Here is a 16,951-nt window from a genome sequence, read left to right as displayed (position 1 = left end):
GCGTGGGGGAAACGCCCGGTCCCATTCCGAACCCGGAAGCTAAGGCCCACTGCGCCGATGGTACTGCATCCGGGAGGATGTGGGAGAGTAGGACGCCGCCGGACAACCATTACCAGAAGCCCTGGACCTCACGGTCCAGGGCTTCTGTGTTTTTAGGGTGCTCTGGGTTTAGGGGTGCTCTGGTTCATGGTCCCCGTGGTTCCCGAGGCAGCTCTGGGGACAGCGGGGCCGCACGGAGGGCCCGGCCGTGGTCTGATGGAGGGTATGTCCAACAGCCTGTTTCTTGATCCCTTCCAGGACCCCTTTGCCGCACCCGGCCCCGGCGCCGGTGGTGTGGAGGAGAGTCCAGAGGTGCCGGCGCGTGCGGCGGATACGGTGCCCGGGACGGTGGTGGACAGCGGTCCGGCTGCCGACCGCGCGGACCGGTCGTCCGTGTCCGTGGGTGTTCCGCTCGACCTGGTGGATGCCGCCAGCGCCTTTCTGGAGGACACCCATCTGTGGTGGCCCCGGGATCTCAAGGCCACGGATCGTGAGGGTCACGTGTACTTCGGCGAGGGACAGGTCTTGGAGGAGGGCACCGAGGGTGAGGTCCACCCCTGGGGTACGGTCCTCGGCGCCTCGGACACCACCCTGGAACTGGACTGGCGGGGCCGGGCGCCGGCCGTCCCCGGCGCCGCCACCGTGTCCTCGGAGGGGGCTCGCGTGTTCCTGACGTGGGGGGCGGTTGCCTCCGGAGGTGCCGAACTGAGTGTGCGGGGCCGCGAGCCGGAGCGGTGGCTGGGGGAGTGGTCGGCCATCCTGGCGGCCTTCGCCCGGTTCACCGGGGGCCGCGTGCTGGAGGATGCCGACGGGGCCGGTGCTGCAGAACATACCCCGGGTGACGGTGAGACAGACCCCCTGGATGGTGGCGAGACCCGGTCCTAGAGGCCGTTCTCGCGGAACATCTTCAGATCCCCGTCCTCGAACCGCTGCTCCAGGACGCGGCCGTTGTGGCGCATCGCCTCGAGATCGTGTTTCAGGACGGCATCGCGGCTGCGGGCGACCTCTGTGCTGAGGACCTGCAGCTGTCCGGTCCATTCTGGCGCCGCCGCGGGCTTCGCGGAGTCCGGGATCCGCAGGAACACCTCGAGGGTGTTCGGCAGGTACTGGTAGACCACGGACTCGAGCACCATGCGCTGCTCGGGGGCGTGGGCCACGTCCTCCCAGCGCGCGATCATCTCGCGGAGGTTGTTCCCCAGCACGGACAACTCGTGGTCGCCACGGGGCGGAAGGTGGGAGCGGTGCTGGCGCACGGTCCGTTGGAATTCGTCCAGACGCTCGGTCATATCCTGACGGGTGGCCCCGTGGACGGGGATCCCCGAGGCGTAGGTCTTCGCGGTCGCCGGTGTCAGGAGGTAACCGGCGCCGTAACCGAGCAGCCCGGCCAGCACGGCGGCCGCCGGAGACTGAGACGCCAGGACCGTGGCGAGGAAGACCGCCAGGAACACGAGGAGGCCGACCAGGTTCGGACGCGAGCGGATGAAAGCCATGACACCGTGAGGATCTGAGGGTCCGTCATTGCTGGTAGCCACGGATCTCCTTGCATACTCCAGATGGTTCTGCATCTCGGGCGTCGGCCGATGCTCTCTCCAGTGTAATGACGACGTTTCGGGTGCAGGACATCGTTTTGCCGATCGGGGTTCCGAGGTCTAGGATGGATCACTGTGGTTCCCGGCCGTTTGCGGCGTGGAACCACACTCAACGGGGTGTGGCGCAGCTTGGTAGCGCGCGTCGTTCGGGACGACGAGGCCGCAGGTTCAAATCCTGTCACCCCGACCAGCGAGAGCCGGTCCCGATGTCGGAAACGACATCGGGACCGGCTTTTTCTCTGCCTTGACTTCTCTACCCTGACGCTGACTTGACCGCCAGGCGCCGTGTTGGCCGGGCACCCTGGAACGGCTACCGCTAGCGGTGAAGGGCCAGCATCCCTCAGCGGGTCTGCAGGGCCTGCAGGTGTTCCGGCGTGGTGGCGTCGACGTGCTCCTGGTATTCGGGGTGCTTCTCCACCCATCCCTTCACATAGGGGCACACGGCCACGATCCGGAATCCCTCGGCGATGGAGGCATCCAGTGCGGCCCGCACGAGCTTCGAGGCCAGTCCATGACCGCCGAACTCCTCGCCGACCTCCGTGTGCGGGAAGATCCGCTGGCGTACCCCGGCCACGGACTCGTGGTCCGTGAAATAGGTCTTCCCGGCGGGCTCGCCGGAGCCGTCCACGTGGATCTCGTACCGCGGAGTGGTGCCCTGGACGACCTTCGGGTGGTCCAGGCTCGGGGTCTGCTCGGTCATGGTGTCTGCCTTTCGGTCGGGTCGGGTGCGTCAGCGGGTCGAGGTGGGTCAGCGGCTCGGGTTGGGTCAGCGGGCCGGTGGGTTCACGCGCGGCTTCATCCGGATGGTCGGCAACACCGGTGCCGGGAGCGGCGCCGGGGTTCCGGAGGGGAAGTCCCCGTACTGCGGGAAGGCCCGGCCGTCACGGTAGGTGCTTCCGATGGAGCGGTCCAGCAGCGCGCCGGACACCGGTGCGCCCAGGGGCTCCTCTCCGGATGGCCCCGTGCCGGCCAGCGGGGATCCATCGCCCGGCACCTCGAAGCCCATCTCCGCCTGATAGGCGGCGCGCCAGGCCACGATCTCCTCGTGCGTGCGGCCCACGAAGTTCCACCACATGATGATCTGCTCGTTCAGGGGCTCCCCGCCGATCAGCAGGGCTGTCACGGGTTCCTCGCCGGCGGTGACGGTGATCCGGGTTCGGCCGGGCCCCACAAACCCGAGGTGGTCTTCGGGGATCTGGACGCCGTCCAGCCAGATCGCGCCGCTGACCTGGAGCAGGCCGTGCTCGTGGTCGGCCGGCACCTCGATCTCCAACGATGCACCCGGCTCCAGCAGCAGTTCCACCCCGGTCAGCGGCAGGTGGGTCGTCACGGGGGAGGTGGAGCCCAGCAGCGAGCCGAGGAAGACGCGGGCCGTATAGCCCGGGCCCGCCACGGTCTCCGGGCGGTGTGCGTCCAGGGAGGGCGGGCTGAAGCGTGCATGCTCCGGGAAGGCGTACCAGAGCTGGACGCCGTGCAGCACGGTGGTGTCCGCCGTGGAGAACTCGGAGTGGGTGATCCCGGCCCCGGCGTTCATGAGGTTCACCTCGCCCGGGCGCACGGTGGCCCAGTTCCCGGCGGAGTCGATGTGGTCCACGCGGCCGGTGAACAACCAGGAGACGGTGGCCAGTCCCGTGTGGGGGTGGCGCGGCACGGCCATGCCGCCCGTGGCGGAGACGTCGTCCGGACCGTAGAAGTCCAGGAAGCACCAGGCACCGATCAGCGAGCGGGCCCGCTGCGGCAGGGTGCGCTTCACCGTCATGGCGCGCGGTCCGCCCAGGGGGACCGCGCGGGGCTCGAGCAGCTCCACCGTCCCGGCGGCCCCCGCTCGGGGGTCCACCCCGTCGGAGAGGCCGTCCGTGAACCGGGGACTGGAGCCGGAGCCTGAGCCGGAGCTGGAGTCGGAACGGGGGCTGGGCCCGGGTTCATTCCTACAGATGGTCTCCTGCGGGTCTGTCTCGGTGTTGCTCACGGTGGCTACCTCAGCCTTTCGACGCCCGGCGTCTGACCGGGTGGTGGGACAGGATGGAGATGCGGTTGGTGACGTTCATGGTGATGGCCAGCCACTGGACCGCGGAGTACTGCTCATCGCTGAGGACGTGATGACTCATCAGCTGGCTGACGTGCTGGTCCTCCTGGCCCGGCAACAGGGTCACGGTCTCGGCGAGGTCCAGGGTGGCCCGCTCGGTCTCGCTGTACAGCGCCTCGGCCTCCCGCCATGCGGCCAGCAGGCCCAGGCGCTGGGCGTCCAGGCCGGCGTCGATCCCCTTGACGGTGTGCACCTCGAGGCAGTAGGCGCAGCCGTTGAGCTGGGAGATCCGCAGGTTCACCAGCTCGACCAGCTGATCGTCCAGTCCGGCGGCCGCGGCGGCGTTCTTCGCCGCGACGGACAGCCCGCCCACGGCCTTCCACGCCGCCGGGTCGGACTTGTCCAGGAAGAAGTTCAACGGGCCCTGGCGTCCGGTTCGATCTGCGCCCGGTGCGGCGGCCTGTTCTGCGGTGCTCATATCCGTGCCAACCCCCGGGTGCGCGCGGTCATTCCCGGCTCAGAAGCTCGAGGAGGAGCCGGCGCCGGAGAAACTGCCCCCGGAGCTGCCGTAGCCGGTCGTTGAGCCGGAGGACGCGGAGGCCGCCTGCTCCCGGGTGTGCACCACGGAGGACTGTCCGGAGGAGAAGCCGATGTGGTAGGCGGTGGCCGTCCAGAACCATCCGGGCTGATGGACGGTGTCCAGGATGGAGCCCGGCCGGCGGGACGCCCGGTTCCGTTCCCGTTGCATCTCCTGTTCCAGCGTGGAACGCTCGGCGTCGGTCTTCGCGAAGGAGTTGATCTGGGCGGTGGAGAACTGATCCAGCAGTTCGGTCAGCCGGGCCCGCAGTGCCGCGAGGCCGTCCAGGGCGTCATCGGGGGAGAGGTCCCCGGTCTGCAGGCCCGCACCCAATCGCTCCAGCTCCCGTTCGGCCTCGGGCTGGAAGGACCGCAGCGGCGCCAGCTGGGCCGCCATGAGTTTGCTCTGTCCCGAGACGAGGCCGTCGATCTGGCCGAGGTCCTCACGCATCGGGGCGGTCTGCAGGTCCCAGGCCTCGGGCCACCCCGGGTACTTGTTCAGCAGGGTGTTCGTGCTGGCCACCGTGTCATCGAGCTGGTCGAGCTCCTCGGTGGTCTCCCGATACGCCGTGATGGCCTGGCGGTGTTCCTTCGCGTGCAGCTTCTTCGCGGGGACGCCGGAGAGACGGTCGTTCTCCCGGGCCGCCACCAGGTACCGCTCGTGGAAGGTGCGGTACCGCTCCAGCACCTGGGCCCCGTAGCGCGAGTCCTCCGGCACCGTGTTGGCGTTGAGCTCGGTGGCCTCCAGGTCCGTGCTGACGTTGGCGAACGCCCGGTTGCCGCGGTCCAGATCCGCCTGGGCCTTCTGTTGTTGCTTCTTCCGGCCGGCCGCCACGGCGCCGCCGAAGATCCCGCCCATGACCACCACGATGATCCCGCCGACCCAGAGACCGGGATGCTGGTACCAGGGACGGTTCATCACGGTGGCGGCGGACTGGGTGGCGTCCAGGGCCGCCTGCGTCCAGTCGGCCTCCCGCAACGAGTCGACGGCATCCTCCTGGATGTCCTCCTGGGTGCTCAGCCCGACCTTGCGGTCCTCACCGAAGTAGACCCCCTGCAGCCGGCCCTGCGGATCGATCGCGTAGATGAACAGCCCATCCGCCCACTTCTGTCCGTCGTCGCTGATCCACTCGGGATGGTTCTGGCGGGCATCGGAGAGCAGCCGCTCGTTGAGGTTCGAGGTGGCCTCACCACGCTGGGTCCAGACGATCACGGTGGTGGGCTCGTGGAAGTCGACGTCCGCCAGCCCCTCCCGGAGGGTGGGCTCGTGGATCACCCCGGCCCCGTCCACGAGCTCGATCTGCTCCGGTGCCGCCAGCGCCGGCGAGGCGCCGGCCAGCAGCGCGGCGGGGACCGCTGCCAGCAGTCCGAGAGAACCCAGGAACAGGCCCAGGGCCAGTACCCAACCGGTGACCGGTCGGGTGGAACTGCGGACGGTGTCGGTCGGCATCGGGCGCCCCCTGGGGTGGTGGTCGGGTCAGTCCCCTCCCACAGTACCGCCGGTCAGGTGCGCGAGGTCGGCCGCGGACATCGGCCGGTTGAAGACCGGGCCGTCCGGCTCCAGGATCTGGCCGGCGGCCAGGCCCGGCAGGAACACCGGGTCGAAGCCCAGGTCGAAGAGCAGGTGCCCGACGACGGCCGCGGCCTGCGCGCTGTCCGCGGCCACTCCCAGCCCGCGCCGGTCGGGACCTCCGGTGGCCAGGCGCCGGCCGGCCGTGTCCAGGTCCCAGTGACTGACATGGTTCAAGGCCTTCACCACCGTGGCGCCGGCGAACCGGGCGGCCAACACCTCGGAACTGGACTGGCCGGCGTCGAGCCCTGATTGGAGCCAGGCCGGCACCGGCTCACCCTCCCACCGGTTGCTCGCGTCCACCAGGACGGTGCCGTCCAGCCAGGCGGGGTCCACGGAGTCGAGGTCCTCCTGCGGGACCATGAGGACCACCAGGGGGGCTCCTGCCACCTCCGCGGCCCTCACGGCGGTGGCCCGGGGTGCGTACTGCGCCAGGTGCAGGCGCAGGGCCGACGGGGGCCGACTGGCGGCGATCCGCACGTCCAGCCCGGCGGAGGCGGCGGCCCGGGCCAGCGCGGTGCCGGCGCGCCCGGCACCGAGGATCGTGAGCGTCTCAGACACGGCGTGCGGTTCCGGTGTCACGGGGTGACGAGGATCCCGTCCGTGTCCGCCCACAGGGTGGCCCCCGGGGTGAACCTCACCCCGCCGAACTGGAGCGGCACGTCCACCTCGCCGGCACCGTCCTTGGCGGACTTGCGCGGGTTGGAGCCCAAGGCCTTGACCCCCAGGTCCAGGGTGGCCACCACGTCGCGGTCCCGGATGACGCCGTGGATGACCACTCCGGCCCAACCGTTCCGCACGGCGGCCGCGGCGATCAGGTCACCCATGAGGGCGGACTCGAGGGATCCGCCGCCGTCCACCACGAGGACCGCCCCGTGGCCGGGGGAGTTCAGGATCTGCTTGACCAGGCCGTTGTCCCGGTGGCAGCGGATGGTCCGCACGGGACCGGTGAACCGGGTCCGCGCGCCGAGGTCCTGGAACTGCAGCGAGCAGGACTGCAGGGACTCGTCTGCGTCGAAGAGGTCGCAGGTGGTGAAGTCGTCGCTTCCGGCTGGGGGGTTCATCGGATCTCGTTCCGCTGCACTCCGAGGCCTTCGATCTCGGTCTCCAGGACGTCGCCGGCCCGCAGCCAGGGCCGCCGGCCGTCGTCGTTCTTCCGGGCCAGGGCCACCCCCGCCGGGGTGCCGGTGAGGATGAGGTCCCCGGGCAGCAGGGTGACCAGGTCCGAGAGGTAGGAGACCAGCTTCTCCGCACCGAACACGAGGTCCCCGGTGGAGTCCTCCTGCATCACCTCGCCGTTGACACGGGTGGTGATCCCGGCCCCGGGGGTGAACTCGTCCCCGGTGACCAGCCACGGGCCGATCGGGGTGGTCTCCTCCCAGACCTTGCCCTGGGTCCACTCGGTGGTGCGGCCCTGGTAGCCGCGGACGGAGACGTCGTTGGACACCGCATAACCGGCGATGTGGGCGGCGGCCTGGTCCTCGGGGATCCGCCGTCCGGGCTCACCGATGACCACGCACAGCTCACCCTCCCAGTCCAACCGGTGGTCCTCGGGCGAGACCTCGATCGGGTCGGTGGGGCCGGTCAGTGACTGGGCGAACTTGGTGAAGACCGTCGGATGATCCGGTAGCTCCAGTCCGGTCTCGAGGATGTGGTTGCGGTAGTTCAGGCCGATGCAGAACACCTTGGTGGGGAACGGGATGAGCGTGGCGTACTCCAGCTGCGTGGCGTCCAGGACGCGGCTCGGGTCCTCGGCGGCGGCGGCCAGGGCCGCGTCCACCATCTCCGTGCGGTTCGGCGCCGGCAGCGAGAGGAAGTCGCCGACGTCGATGACGCCCTCCAGCTCGACGGCGGCGGTGGCGCGGGAACCGTCCGTCTGCGTGACGAGGGCGGCGAAGGTGGCGCCCGGGGTCTGAGGGTCCGAGCCGGGCAGTCGGTAGGTGCAGAGCTTCATGCTCCTATCCCATCACATCCGGCCCACTCGGCCCGACCTTTGCTGCGGCGCAGTCTGTGAACTGTTGTGGTGGATGTCACCGTATGGAAACCTTGTTCGGTTATCATCACATCGGTTGCAGGAGGAGGGAATACTCCTGCACTCCCCACTCCACCGACGAAGGGCGACCACCGTGTCCCGTCCCACCTCGCGCCGCCGCACCGCACGCTGGCGACTGCTTGCCACCGCACTGACCGCGGGTCTGTTGATCCCCGGGGCGGTGGTGGCGACCCCCGCATATGCCGACTCCGAGACGCTCAACCCCCTGGACCAGTCGACCCAGTTCGACGAGGACCTCCCCGTGCTCGGGGACTCCCTGCTGGAGGGCCTCCAGCGCAACGCCGGCGAACCGGCCGAGACCGAGGCCGCCGGCAGTCGTTCCGCCGCGGCGGCGCTGCAGCACCTGGGACCGTGCAAGCAGGACTTCACGGATGTCGCCCCGAAGACCACCTTCTACCCGCACGTGACCTGGATGGCCTGCTCCGGGCTGACCAAGGGCTACGCGGACCACTCCTTCGGCGTGTACCGGGAGATCACCCGCAAGGAGGCTGCGGTCATGGTCTACCGGATGTCCGGGCAGAGCCACGATCCCGGCACCGCACGTGACTTCGCGGACGTGACCCCGCGCAGCGGGGACGAGGGATTCACCGCCATCTCCTGGATGCACGAACAGGAGATCGTGCGCGGCTACGTGAATGAGGGCCAGGACTACCCCTCCTTCAAGCCGGCGCAGTCGATCTCGCGTTCCGAGCTGGCCTCCTACCTGTTCCGGTTCGCCGGGGACACCGACTACGAGGCTCCCACCAAGCAGGCCTTCAAGGACGTGCCGACGACGTCCGCCCAGTACCGGGACATCTCCTGGCTGGCGGAGCACAAGATGGTCTCCGGGTACACGGACGGCACCTTCCGCCCGGGCCGCAAGGTGGCGCGCGGGGAGACCGCCAAGTACCTGTACGGTCTGGAGACCTTCCTGCACGGCCAGCCGAAGCCGCCGGCCACCGCGCCGAAGCCGGCACCGAAGCCACCGGCCGAGGTCCCGCTGGAGTACAAGTACGTGGTGATCTCGGACGACGGCCTCAACGTGAGGTCCGGGGCCGGGACCCAGTATTCGAAGGTCGGGTCCCTGGCCCGCAACACCAAGGTGGTCTGGACCGGCCGCAGCACGGCGGTCAGTGGGGTCACCTGGCGTGAGATCACGGCCGGCTCCCTCAAGGGCTGGGTCCACGGCGGGTACCTCATGCGGGACTTCGAGGCCGGCAACGCCAAGTCGGACGTCTCCCGCAAGGGCAAGCGCTACCTGCCGGACCGCCCCAAACGCGGCCTCGCCATCCTGGACGCCGACTACGCGGAGCAGCCCAACGGGTACTGGTGTGGGCCGGCCTCCATGGAGATCTCCCTGTCCGCCTTCCGGCTGTACTTCTCACAGGAGTCCCTGGCCGTTCAGGCCCAGACGGACCGCGAGGGCACCTGGTTGCACCAGGTGGCACGCGTGATGGACTACAACGCCCCGCGCGATGTCCGGTACACGGTCAAGACCATTCCGGGATCGGACGCCAACCAGACGCAGACCAACACCCTGCGTGACGACCTCCGCGAAGCCATCGATGCCGGTGTCCCGTCCATCGTCAACATCGCGGCGACCCCGGCCGAGCAGCCTCCGCTCCAGCGGGCCAAGACCAAGGGCAAGTTCACCCTCCGTCACCACATGGCCATCGTGGGCTACAACCGGAACAACGACACCTTCCTGGTGTACGACCCCTGGACCGCGCCGTTCTGGCTGGACACCAGCCAGCTGGCGGACATGGCCGGGACGCGTGGTTACACCACGCTGAAGCGGTAGGCCCAGCTGGTGGGCCAGGCGTCCGCGGCCGGCTATGGGGCCGTGGACTTCCAGTCGCCGGCGACCACGCTGTGGGTCGTCGGGGTGCTGGTGGTGATCGCGGCCGGCGTCATCGGCCACGCCGCGTGGCGGCGCCGCCGTCATCTGGGCTTCACCAGCCGGACCGGGCGCAACCGGGACCCGCAGCTGCTGCGGGACATCCGGACGGAACGGTGGACCGGCTATGCCTGCCTCGGCCTGGCCGTGGTGCTGGCCGGATTCGCCGCCGTGGGCGCGTGGCAGACCCACCAGAACGTCCGCGGCAACCTGGCGGTCAAGTACGGGGTGAGCGCGGTGGAGGACGCCCGATGGAACGGGGCGTTCCTCGTGGCGGACCTGGTCCTGCCGGACGGCAGCGTGCAGGACGACGCCAAGGTCTACTTCGAGCGCGATGGTGAGCCACTGATCGGCGAGGAGCTGTTCACCCCCGGCGGAGGGGTCTGACGAACCGCCGCTTTCGGGGGAGAATGGAGGCATGTACGCGCCGATCGACCTCCAGACCTCACTCGTGGCCCAGGGGATGGGCGTCCTGTTGGCCATCATCGGGCTGGCCGTGGTGGCCCACGGCATGTGGCGGCGCAAGCGCTACCGGGCACACCTGGACGACCAGGATGCCCGGTACGCCGGGCCGGACCGCCTCAAGGACGCCACCCGGGAGATCGTGGCCGGCGCTGCGGTGCTGGTCCTCGGGGTGGCGGCCCTCGCGTTCGCGGTCTTCGAATCGAATGCCTCGGACCAGGCCGTCCAGGACAACGTGGCCGCCAAGTACGGCGTCGAGTCCGTGGTGGGCAAGGAATGGATCGGCAACGCGCTCAAGGCCGACGTCGCTATGCCGGACGGCACCGTCCACCATGACGTGCTGATCACGTTCGCGGACTCCGGGGAACCGCAGATCAGCCGGGACCTGACCGAGACACCCAGTCCATAACACCGCGGGGACCGCCGTGTTTGCTACCGTGCACCACGTGACCAGTCCGCAGAGAGTCCCCGCATCCACCTACCGCCTGCAGCTCACGGCCGACTTCACCATGGACCGGGCCCGCGAGGCGCTGCCCTACCTGCGTGAGCTGGGGGTCGACTGGCTCTACCTGTCCCCGATGCTGGGTGCGGAGGAGGGCTCCACCCACGGTTACGACGTGGTGGACCCCACCCAGGTGGACGACGCCCGCGGCGGTGAGTCCGGGTTGCGTGAGCTGGCCGAGGCGGTGCACTCCGCCGGCGGCGGGATCCTGGCGGACATCGTGCCCAACCACGTGGGGGTGGCCACCCCCAAGGACAACGCCTGGTGGTGGAACCTGCTCAAGTACGGTCAGGCCTCCAAGTACGCCACGGCCTTCGACATCGACTGGGAGGCCGGTGACTCCCGCATCGGGCTGCCCGTGCTGGGGGACGGCACCGACGAGGACCCGGAGGCCGAGCTCTCCCGGCTGCGGATCGTGGACGGCGAGCTGCACTACTACGAGAACGTGTACCCGCTGGCACCGGGCACCGAGGAGGCGGCGCGTTCCGCGGCCGGCCCTGAGGCCGGCGAGGAACAGGTGGCCCGGGCGGCGCACGAGCTGCAGAACTACCGGCTCATGCCCTGGCGTGAGGCGGACGAGAACCTGAACTACCGCCGTTTCTTCGCCGTCAACTCCCTGGCCGGGGTGCGCGTGGAGATCCCACGGGTCTTCGCCGAGACCCACCGCGAGATCCTGTCCTGGATCCGGGACGGACTGGTGGACGGGCTGCGGGTGGACCACCCGGACGGGCTGGCGGACCCCGGCGGCTACTTCGAGAACCTGCGCCAGGCCGCCGGCGGGGTCTACCTGCTGGGGGAGAAGATCCTCGAAGGCGACGAACGGCTCCCGGCCGCGTGGGCTGTGGACGGCACCACCGGCTATGACGCCCTGGGCGAGATCGAGCGGGTGCTCACCGACCCGGCCGGTGCCGCGGAGCTGGACGAGGTGGCCGGCCGGCTCGGCGGATGGGCGGAACAGGACGCCGAGGTGGTGTGGGCCGAGATGATCCACGGCACCAAGCGGGCCGTGGCGGACGGCATGCTGCGCTCCGAGGTCGAGCGGCTGGCGCGGCTGGTCCCCGGCCTGCTGCCGGAAGACCCCGAGGGGGAACTCCTCCAGGACGCGCTGGCCGAGCTGCTCGCCTGTTTCCCCGTGTACCGCTCCTACCTGCCCACCGGGCGCCACCATCTGGACGACGCCGCCTCAGACGCGGTACGGCGCCGCCCCGAGCTGACGGAGGCCGTCAACGCCCTGCTGCCTCTGCTGGCAGACCCCGACCACCCGATCGGGGAGCGTTTCCAGCAGACCTCGGGCATGGTCATGGCCAAGGGCGTGGAGGACACCGCGTTCTACCGGTACACCCGGCTGGCCTCCCTGAACGAGGTGGGCGGCGACCCCTCCGCCTTCGCCCTGGACCTGGCGCGTTTCCACGCGCTGCAGGGCGACCGTCAGGCCCGCATGCCGCGCACCATGACCACGCTGTCCACGCATGACACCAAGCGCAGCGAGGACGTGCGCGCCCGGATCGATGTGCTCTCTGAGATCCCGGGGGAATGGGCCCGGACGCTGCAGCGGCTCATGGAGCTCGCCCCGCTGGGGGACGGTCCCTTCGAGAAGCTGCTGTGGGAGACCCTCATCGGTGCCTGGCCCGTGGACGGTACCGCGCTGGAGACCCAGCGCCTGGCCGACTACGCGCTGAAGGCCGCCCGGGAGGCCGCCACGCGGACCACGTGGACCGCACAGGACCCGGAGTTCGAGGCCCGGCTGGCCGACCTCGCCGAGCGGGCCACCGGCACCGGCGAACTACGGGACACCGTCCAGTCGATGGCGGACCGGGTGGCGGTGGCCGGGGTGGTGAACCAGGTGTCCGCCAAGCTGATCCAGCTGACCCTTCCCGGCGTCCCGGACGTCTACCAGGGCACCGAGATCCCGTTCCCCACGCTCGTGGACCCGGACAACCGCCGTCCCGTCGACTTCGCCGAGCGCGCCGCGCTGCTGGCCCGGCTCGATGCCGGGTGGGCCCCCGAGTTCCCGGTGGCGGTGGACGCTGAAGAGGGAGCGGACGGAACCATGAGGCGCGACGGCGGCGACCTGGCCGAGTACGCCGCCGGCCTCAAGCTGCTGGTCACCTCCCGCGCCCTGCGGGCCCGCCGCGAGCATCCCGAGTGGTTCAACCGTTACCAGGAACTCGACGTCATCGGGGAAGCCGCCGACCACGTCATCGCCTTCACCCGCGGCGGGAGCATCACCGTCGCCACCCGGTGGCCGCTGGGACTGGACGATGAAGGCGGCTGGGGCGAGGCCGCCGTCGTGCTGCCCCGGCAGACCATGGTGGACCTGCTGACCGGGCGCCGCTTCGGCGGGGCCCACACGGACGGCACCACGCGGCTGGCCGAACTCTTCGAACACCACCCGGTGGCCCTGCTGGTCCCGGAGGACGGGAACACGCTGCGATGAGCGCAGAACTGAACACCGGCCCGGCCGCGGAGACCCGTTACGCCGTGTGGGCCCCGGCCGCGCAGCGCGTGGAGCTCGTCCTCACCGGCCAAAGGCCCGGGGCCGTACACGATGCGGAGCACCGCTGGGAGATCGTCGCCTCGATGGGGATGGAATCCGCCGGGCGGGGTTGGTGGGTTCCCGAGACACCGGTGAAGGGGCTGTTGACCGGTGTTGGGGCGGACCACGGCTACGGCTACCGCGTGGACGGCGAGGGGCCGTTCCCCGACCCGCGCTCGCGGTGCCAGCCGGACACCGTCCACGGGCCCTCGCGACTCTTCGACCCCGCCGGCCATGACTGGCAGGACGGTGACTGGGCCGGACGGGACCTGCGCGGTGCGGTGATCTACGAGCTGCACGTCGGGACCTTCACGCCGGAGGGCACCTTCGCGGCGGCCGCCGGGCGGCTGGACCACCTGGTCCGGCTCGGCATCACCCACGTGGAGCTGCTGCCCGTGAACTCCTTCGGCGGCGGCCACAACTGGGGCTATGACGGCGTGGGCTGGTACGCCGTGGACGCCTCCTACGGCGGCCCGCGGGCCTACGAACGCTTCGTGGACGACTGCCACGCCGCCGGCCTGGCCGTGATCCAGGACGTGGTCTACAACCACCTGGGACCGTCCGGGAACTACCTGCCGCAGTTCGGGCCCTATCTGACGGAACAGTCCACCGGCTGGGGCAGCGGGCTCAACCTGGACGGTCCGGACTCGGACGGGGTTCGCCGCTTCATCCTGGACAACGCCCGGATGTGGTTCGAGGAATACCACGTGGACGGGCTCCGACTGGATGCCGTCCACGCCCTGCAGGACTCCCGGGCGGTACACGTGCTGGAGGAGCTGGCCGCCGAGACGGACGCCCTCTCCGCAGCCTGGGGCCGGCCGCTGGTACTGGTGGCCGAGTCCGACCTCAACGACCCGCGGCTCATCACGGCGCGGGCGGAGTCGGGGAAGGACGGGACCGGCGGCTACGGGCTGACGGGGCAGTGGTCGGACGACTTCCACCATGCGGTGCACGTGGCCCTGACCGGGCAGACGGACGGCTACTACGCAGACTTCGAGCCGCTGTCCGCCGTGGCGAAGGTCCTCAACGCCGGGTTCTTCCATGACGGCAGCTACTCCTCCTTCCGGCGGCGCCACCACGGCCGGCCGCTGGGAGACCAGATCCCGGCCGAGGCCCTCGTGGTCTTCACCCAGAACCACGACCAGATCGGCAACCGGGCCACCGGCGATCGGCTGGCGGCCTCCCTGGACGAGGGACAGCTGGCGATCGGTGCGGCCCTGCTGCTGACCGGCCCCTACACGCCGATGCTGTTCATGGGCGAGGAGTGGGCGGCCTCCACGCCGTGGCAGTTCTTCACGGCACACCGCGAGGCCGAACTGGCGCAGGCGGTGACCGAGGGCCGCCGCCGGGAGTTCTCGCGGATGGCCTGGGGCGAGCACGTGCCGGACCCGCAGGCCGCGGACACCCTCACCGCCTCCATCCTGCGCTGGGACGAGACCGGGACCGGCCGGCATGCCCGGCTGCTGCAGCTGCACCGCACCCTGATCCGGATCCGCGCCGAGCGGCCCGAGCTGACGGATCCGGACCGCGCCACCACCCGGGCCACCGTGGACGAGGACCGCCGGTGGGTCCGGATGGACCGCGGCCTGCAGGCCGGGGGAGATGGCGGGGGACACGGAGGGCGAGACACCGGAGGAGGCGCCGGGGCCGGCGTCGGGAATCAGGCTGGCCGGGAGGCCGGTGCCGGGAGCACGGTGCTCCTGGCCGCCCTGGGACCCGAGCCGATGCCGGTGCCGGAGGAGTTGCGGGGATACCGCCTGCTGGTGGGCCACGGACCGGACGGCCCCCTGACCCAGACCCCGGAGCCTCACCAGGTGCCGGCGCACGGTGTCCTGGTGCTGGCCCGCGACGGAGCTGCCTGACCGGACCTGCCTGACCGGAGCCATCGCCCGGTCCGCACCCTGGGCCGGTCCACCTCCGCACCCTGGGCCGGTCCACCTCCGCACGGTGCGCCACCGCCCCGTCCGCCTTGGGCCAGTCCGCACCCGGCCGGTCCGCCACCGCCCCGTCCGCCCTGGGCCGGCCGGTCCGCACCTGGGCCGGTCCACCTCCGCACGGTGCGCCACCGCCCCGTCCGCCCTGGGCCGGTCCGCACCCGGCCGGTCCGCCTCCCGCTGGGAAGTCATCCGATTCCGCGCAGCACGGCCGGAAATCTGGGGTCAGAATGCGTGGAATCGGAGGAGATCCGTGACCCGGCGGCGACTTCCGCAGCTGGGCCGGGCGTGGCGGCACCCAATCGCGTCTCCTCAGCCATGTCTCCTCAGTCGTGTCTGACGGACTCCGGTTCGTGCCGCGCGACCTCCCAGGTCTCGATCTGGAAGGTCGAGTGGTGGACCTGTACCTCGAAGTGCTCGGCCACACACCGCTTGACGTCGTGCAGGATCGCGGCGGCGTGGCCGTTGGTGAAGCACTGGTCCCCCACCACGATGTGCGCCGTGAGCGTGGGCAACCCGCTGGCCACGGTGGTCGCATGCAGGTCATGGACGTCCTCCACGTGCTCCAGCCCCATCAGGTGGCGCCGGACCTCGTCCAGGTCCAGGCCGGCCGGGGTGAACTCCATCAGCACGCTGGTGGTCTCGCGGAGCAGGATGAACGCGCGGGGCACGATCAGCGCGGCGATGAACAGTCCGGCGAGCGCATCAGCCTGCTGGAACCCGGTGGTGGCGATGACCACGGCCGCGGCGATGACGCCCACGGAGCCCAGGGCGTCGTTGAGCACCTCGAGGAAGGCGGCCCGCATGTTGAAGTTCGCGCCGCGGCTGGAGGACAGCACGGCGATCGCCAGGAGGTTGGCCGCCAAGCCGATGAGACCGAAGACCAGCAGCTCCCCGGCGGGGACCTCGGGCGGCGCGAACAGCCGGCGGATGCCCTCGACGGCCGTATAGACGCCGACCACGAGCAGCAACGCCGCCTGACCCAGGGCCGCGATCACCTCGATCCGGCGGAACCCCCACGTGCGGGTGGAGGTGGCCGGCCGGAGCATCAGGGTGGCAGCGATCAGCGCGACGAGCAATCCGGAGGCGTCCGTCAGGGCATGCGCCGTATCCGTCAGCAACGCGAGGCTGCCCGTGAGCACCGTGCCGACCGCCTGCGCCACCACGATCACCGCAGTGAGGCTGAAGGCGATCCACAGCCGGGCCCGGTGGTCCCCGGGCTGACCCGCCTGCCCAGGCTGTCCTGCCGGTCCTGCCGGTCCTGCCGGTCCGGCGGGAGCGTGGACGTGTCCTGCGCCCATGGCTACGCGTCCTCCGTACCCGTACCCGTGCCCGTACCCGTGCGGGCGTGCGTGCCCGGGGGCCGGCGCCGGTGGGGGTGCCGCAGGTGCGTGCACAGCACGGCGTCCGTCCCCGCGGCCTGCAACAGCTCCTCAGCAGCGGAGATCAGCAGGCGCAGCCGGCCCGGTTCGGCCAGTGAATACCAGGTCGACCGCCCCTCGGGGCGCGCGGTGACCAGGCCACATTCCAGGAGGAAGCCGAGGTGTTTGCTAACCGTGGACTGCGCGAGCCCCAGGTGCTCCACGAGGTCCCGCACCCGGTGTTCCCCGGAGGCGAGGTGTTGCACGAGCGTCAGACGGGTGGGCTCGGCCAGCGCCTGGAACAGGTGGGCGTATGCGGCCGTGGCCACCTCGTCGAGGGGTTCGGACTCCACCGTACTCATCGTCATGAAGCGATCATATCGCTGTGCGGCGATGTCAGCAAGGGGGTCTGGTGGCCCGGCTGGTG

General features: G+C 70.6%; 16 protein-coding genes, 1 tRNA gene and 1 rRNA gene. 8 read left to right on the top strand and 10 right to left on the bottom strand.

Annotation, left to right across the window (positions count from 1 at the left end; translation table 11 throughout):
* Together rrf and ACSU1G_RS21240 are read left to right on the top strand one after the other, a co-directional pair.
* A 5S ribosomal RNA gene (gene rrf, locus ACSU1G_RS21245) occupies positions 1–104 on the top strand; the annotation flags it as partial.
* A 160-nt stretch (positions 105–264) separates the two neighbouring features.
* A complete protein-coding gene (locus tag ACSU1G_RS21240; RefSeq protein WP_439281990.1) occupies positions 265–924 on the top strand; it encodes a hypothetical protein in 660 nt (219 codons plus the stop codon).
* Here the strand turns inward: ACSU1G_RS21240 and ACSU1G_RS21235 are convergent.
* Positions 921–1,571, bottom strand: coding sequence for a hypothetical protein (locus ACSU1G_RS21235; protein ID WP_439281989.1), 651 nt, complete (start codon positions 1,569–1,571; stop codon positions 921–923). The two genes, ACSU1G_RS21240 and ACSU1G_RS21235, sit on opposite strands and share 4 nt — an antisense overlap.
* Before the next feature lie 170 nt (positions 1,572–1,741).
* Between ACSU1G_RS21235 and ACSU1G_RS21230 the strand changes: the two genes are divergently transcribed.
* A tRNA-Pro gene (locus tag ACSU1G_RS21230) sits at positions 1,742–1,818 on the top strand.
* A 150-nt stretch (positions 1,819–1,968) separates the two neighbouring features.
* On the opposite strand, the gene ACSU1G_RS21225 is transcribed toward ACSU1G_RS21230, so the two are convergent.
* The 7 genes from ACSU1G_RS21225 to ACSU1G_RS21195 form a co-directional block, all read right to left on the bottom strand.
* Positions 1,969–2,328, bottom strand: a complete 360-nt coding sequence (locus tag ACSU1G_RS21225) for a GNAT family N-acetyltransferase (RefSeq protein WP_439281988.1) — start codon at positions 2,326–2,328, stop codon at positions 1,969–1,971.
* 66 nt (positions 2,329–2,394) lie between these two features.
* Positions 2,395–3,597 (bottom strand): pirin family protein, encoded by a 1,203-nt coding sequence (locus ACSU1G_RS21220; RefSeq protein ID WP_439281987.1) that lies wholly within the window; start codon positions 3,595–3,597, stop codon positions 2,395–2,397.
* A 10-nt stretch (positions 3,598–3,607) separates the two neighbouring features.
* A complete protein-coding gene (locus tag ACSU1G_RS21215; RefSeq protein ID WP_439281986.1) occupies positions 3,608–4,132 on the bottom strand; it encodes a carboxymuconolactone decarboxylase family protein in 525 nt (174 codons plus the stop codon).
* Positions 4,133–4,171: 39 nt separating this feature from the next.
* Positions 4,172–5,680 carry a DUF5129 domain-containing protein gene (locus ACSU1G_RS21210; RefSeq protein ID WP_439281985.1) on the bottom strand — a complete coding sequence of 503 codons (1,509 nt, stop codon included), beginning with the start codon at positions 5,678–5,680 and terminating at the stop codon, positions 4,172–4,174.
* 27 nt (positions 5,681–5,707) lie between these two features.
* Positions 5,708–6,361, bottom strand: coding sequence for an NADPH-dependent F420 reductase (locus tag ACSU1G_RS21205; RefSeq protein WP_439281984.1), 654 nt, complete (start codon positions 6,359–6,361; stop codon positions 5,708–5,710).
* Positions 6,362–6,378: 17 nt separating this feature from the next.
* Entirely contained in the window at positions 6,379–6,864 is a 486-nt protein-coding gene (gene rraA / locus ACSU1G_RS21200; RefSeq protein WP_439281983.1) for a ribonuclease E activity regulator RraA, read from the bottom strand.
* Complete coding sequence (locus ACSU1G_RS21195) at positions 6,861–7,754, bottom strand: fumarylacetoacetate hydrolase family protein (RefSeq protein WP_439281982.1); 894 nt, start codon at positions 7,752–7,754, stop codon at positions 6,861–6,863. The genes rraA and ACSU1G_RS21195 overlap by 4 nt, the downstream gene beginning before the upstream one ends.
* 172 nt (positions 7,755–7,926) lie before the next feature.
* On the opposite strand from ACSU1G_RS21195, the gene ACSU1G_RS21190 reads away from it, so the two are divergent.
* The 5 genes from ACSU1G_RS21190 to treZ all read left to right on the top strand — a co-directional run bounded on the left by ACSU1G_RS21190 (position 7,927) and on the right by treZ (position 15,091).
* Entirely contained in the window at positions 7,927–9,633 is a 1,707-nt protein-coding gene (locus ACSU1G_RS21190; RefSeq protein ID WP_439281981.1) for an S-layer homology domain-containing protein, read from the top strand.
* A 9-nt stretch (positions 9,634–9,642) separates the two neighbouring features.
* A complete protein-coding gene (locus ACSU1G_RS21185) occupies positions 9,643–10,116 on the top strand; it encodes a hypothetical protein (protein WP_439281980.1) in 474 nt (157 codons plus the stop codon).
* A 31-nt stretch (positions 10,117–10,147) separates the two neighbouring features.
* Positions 10,148–10,600: a hypothetical protein gene (locus ACSU1G_RS21180; protein WP_439281979.1), complete on the top strand. Its 453-nt coding sequence runs from the start codon at positions 10,148–10,150 to the stop codon at positions 10,598–10,600.
* Positions 10,601–10,700: 100 nt separating this feature from the next.
* Complete coding sequence (treY, locus tag ACSU1G_RS21175; protein WP_439282013.1) at positions 10,701–13,130, top strand: malto-oligosyltrehalose synthase; 2,430 nt, start codon at positions 10,701–10,703, stop codon at positions 13,128–13,130.
* Positions 13,127–15,091, top strand: a complete 1,965-nt coding sequence (gene treZ / locus ACSU1G_RS21170) for a malto-oligosyltrehalose trehalohydrolase (protein ID WP_439281978.1) — start codon at positions 13,127–13,129, stop codon at positions 15,089–15,091. Before treY ends, treZ begins: the two co-directional genes overlap by 4 nt.
* A 398-nt stretch (positions 15,092–15,489) precedes the next feature.
* On the opposite strand, the gene ACSU1G_RS21165 is transcribed toward treZ, so the two are convergent.
* Together ACSU1G_RS21165 and ACSU1G_RS21160 are read right to left on the bottom strand one after the other, a co-directional pair.
* Positions 15,490–16,464, bottom strand: coding sequence for a cation diffusion facilitator family transporter (locus tag ACSU1G_RS21165; protein WP_439281977.1), 975 nt, complete (start codon positions 16,462–16,464; stop codon positions 15,490–15,492).
* Positions 16,465–16,466: 2 nt separating this feature from the next.
* Positions 16,467–16,892 carry an ArsR/SmtB family transcription factor gene (locus ACSU1G_RS21160; RefSeq protein WP_439281976.1) on the bottom strand — a complete coding sequence of 142 codons (426 nt, stop codon included), beginning with the start codon at positions 16,890–16,892 and terminating at the stop codon, positions 16,467–16,469.
* Positions 16,893–16,951: the final 59 nt, after the last annotated feature.

It is taken from the genome of Microbacterium sp. A93, from assembly GCF_051842835.1.
The sequence above is the reverse complement of the archived record's forward strand: the minus strand, read 5'-3'. Positions and strand labels throughout refer to the sequence as shown.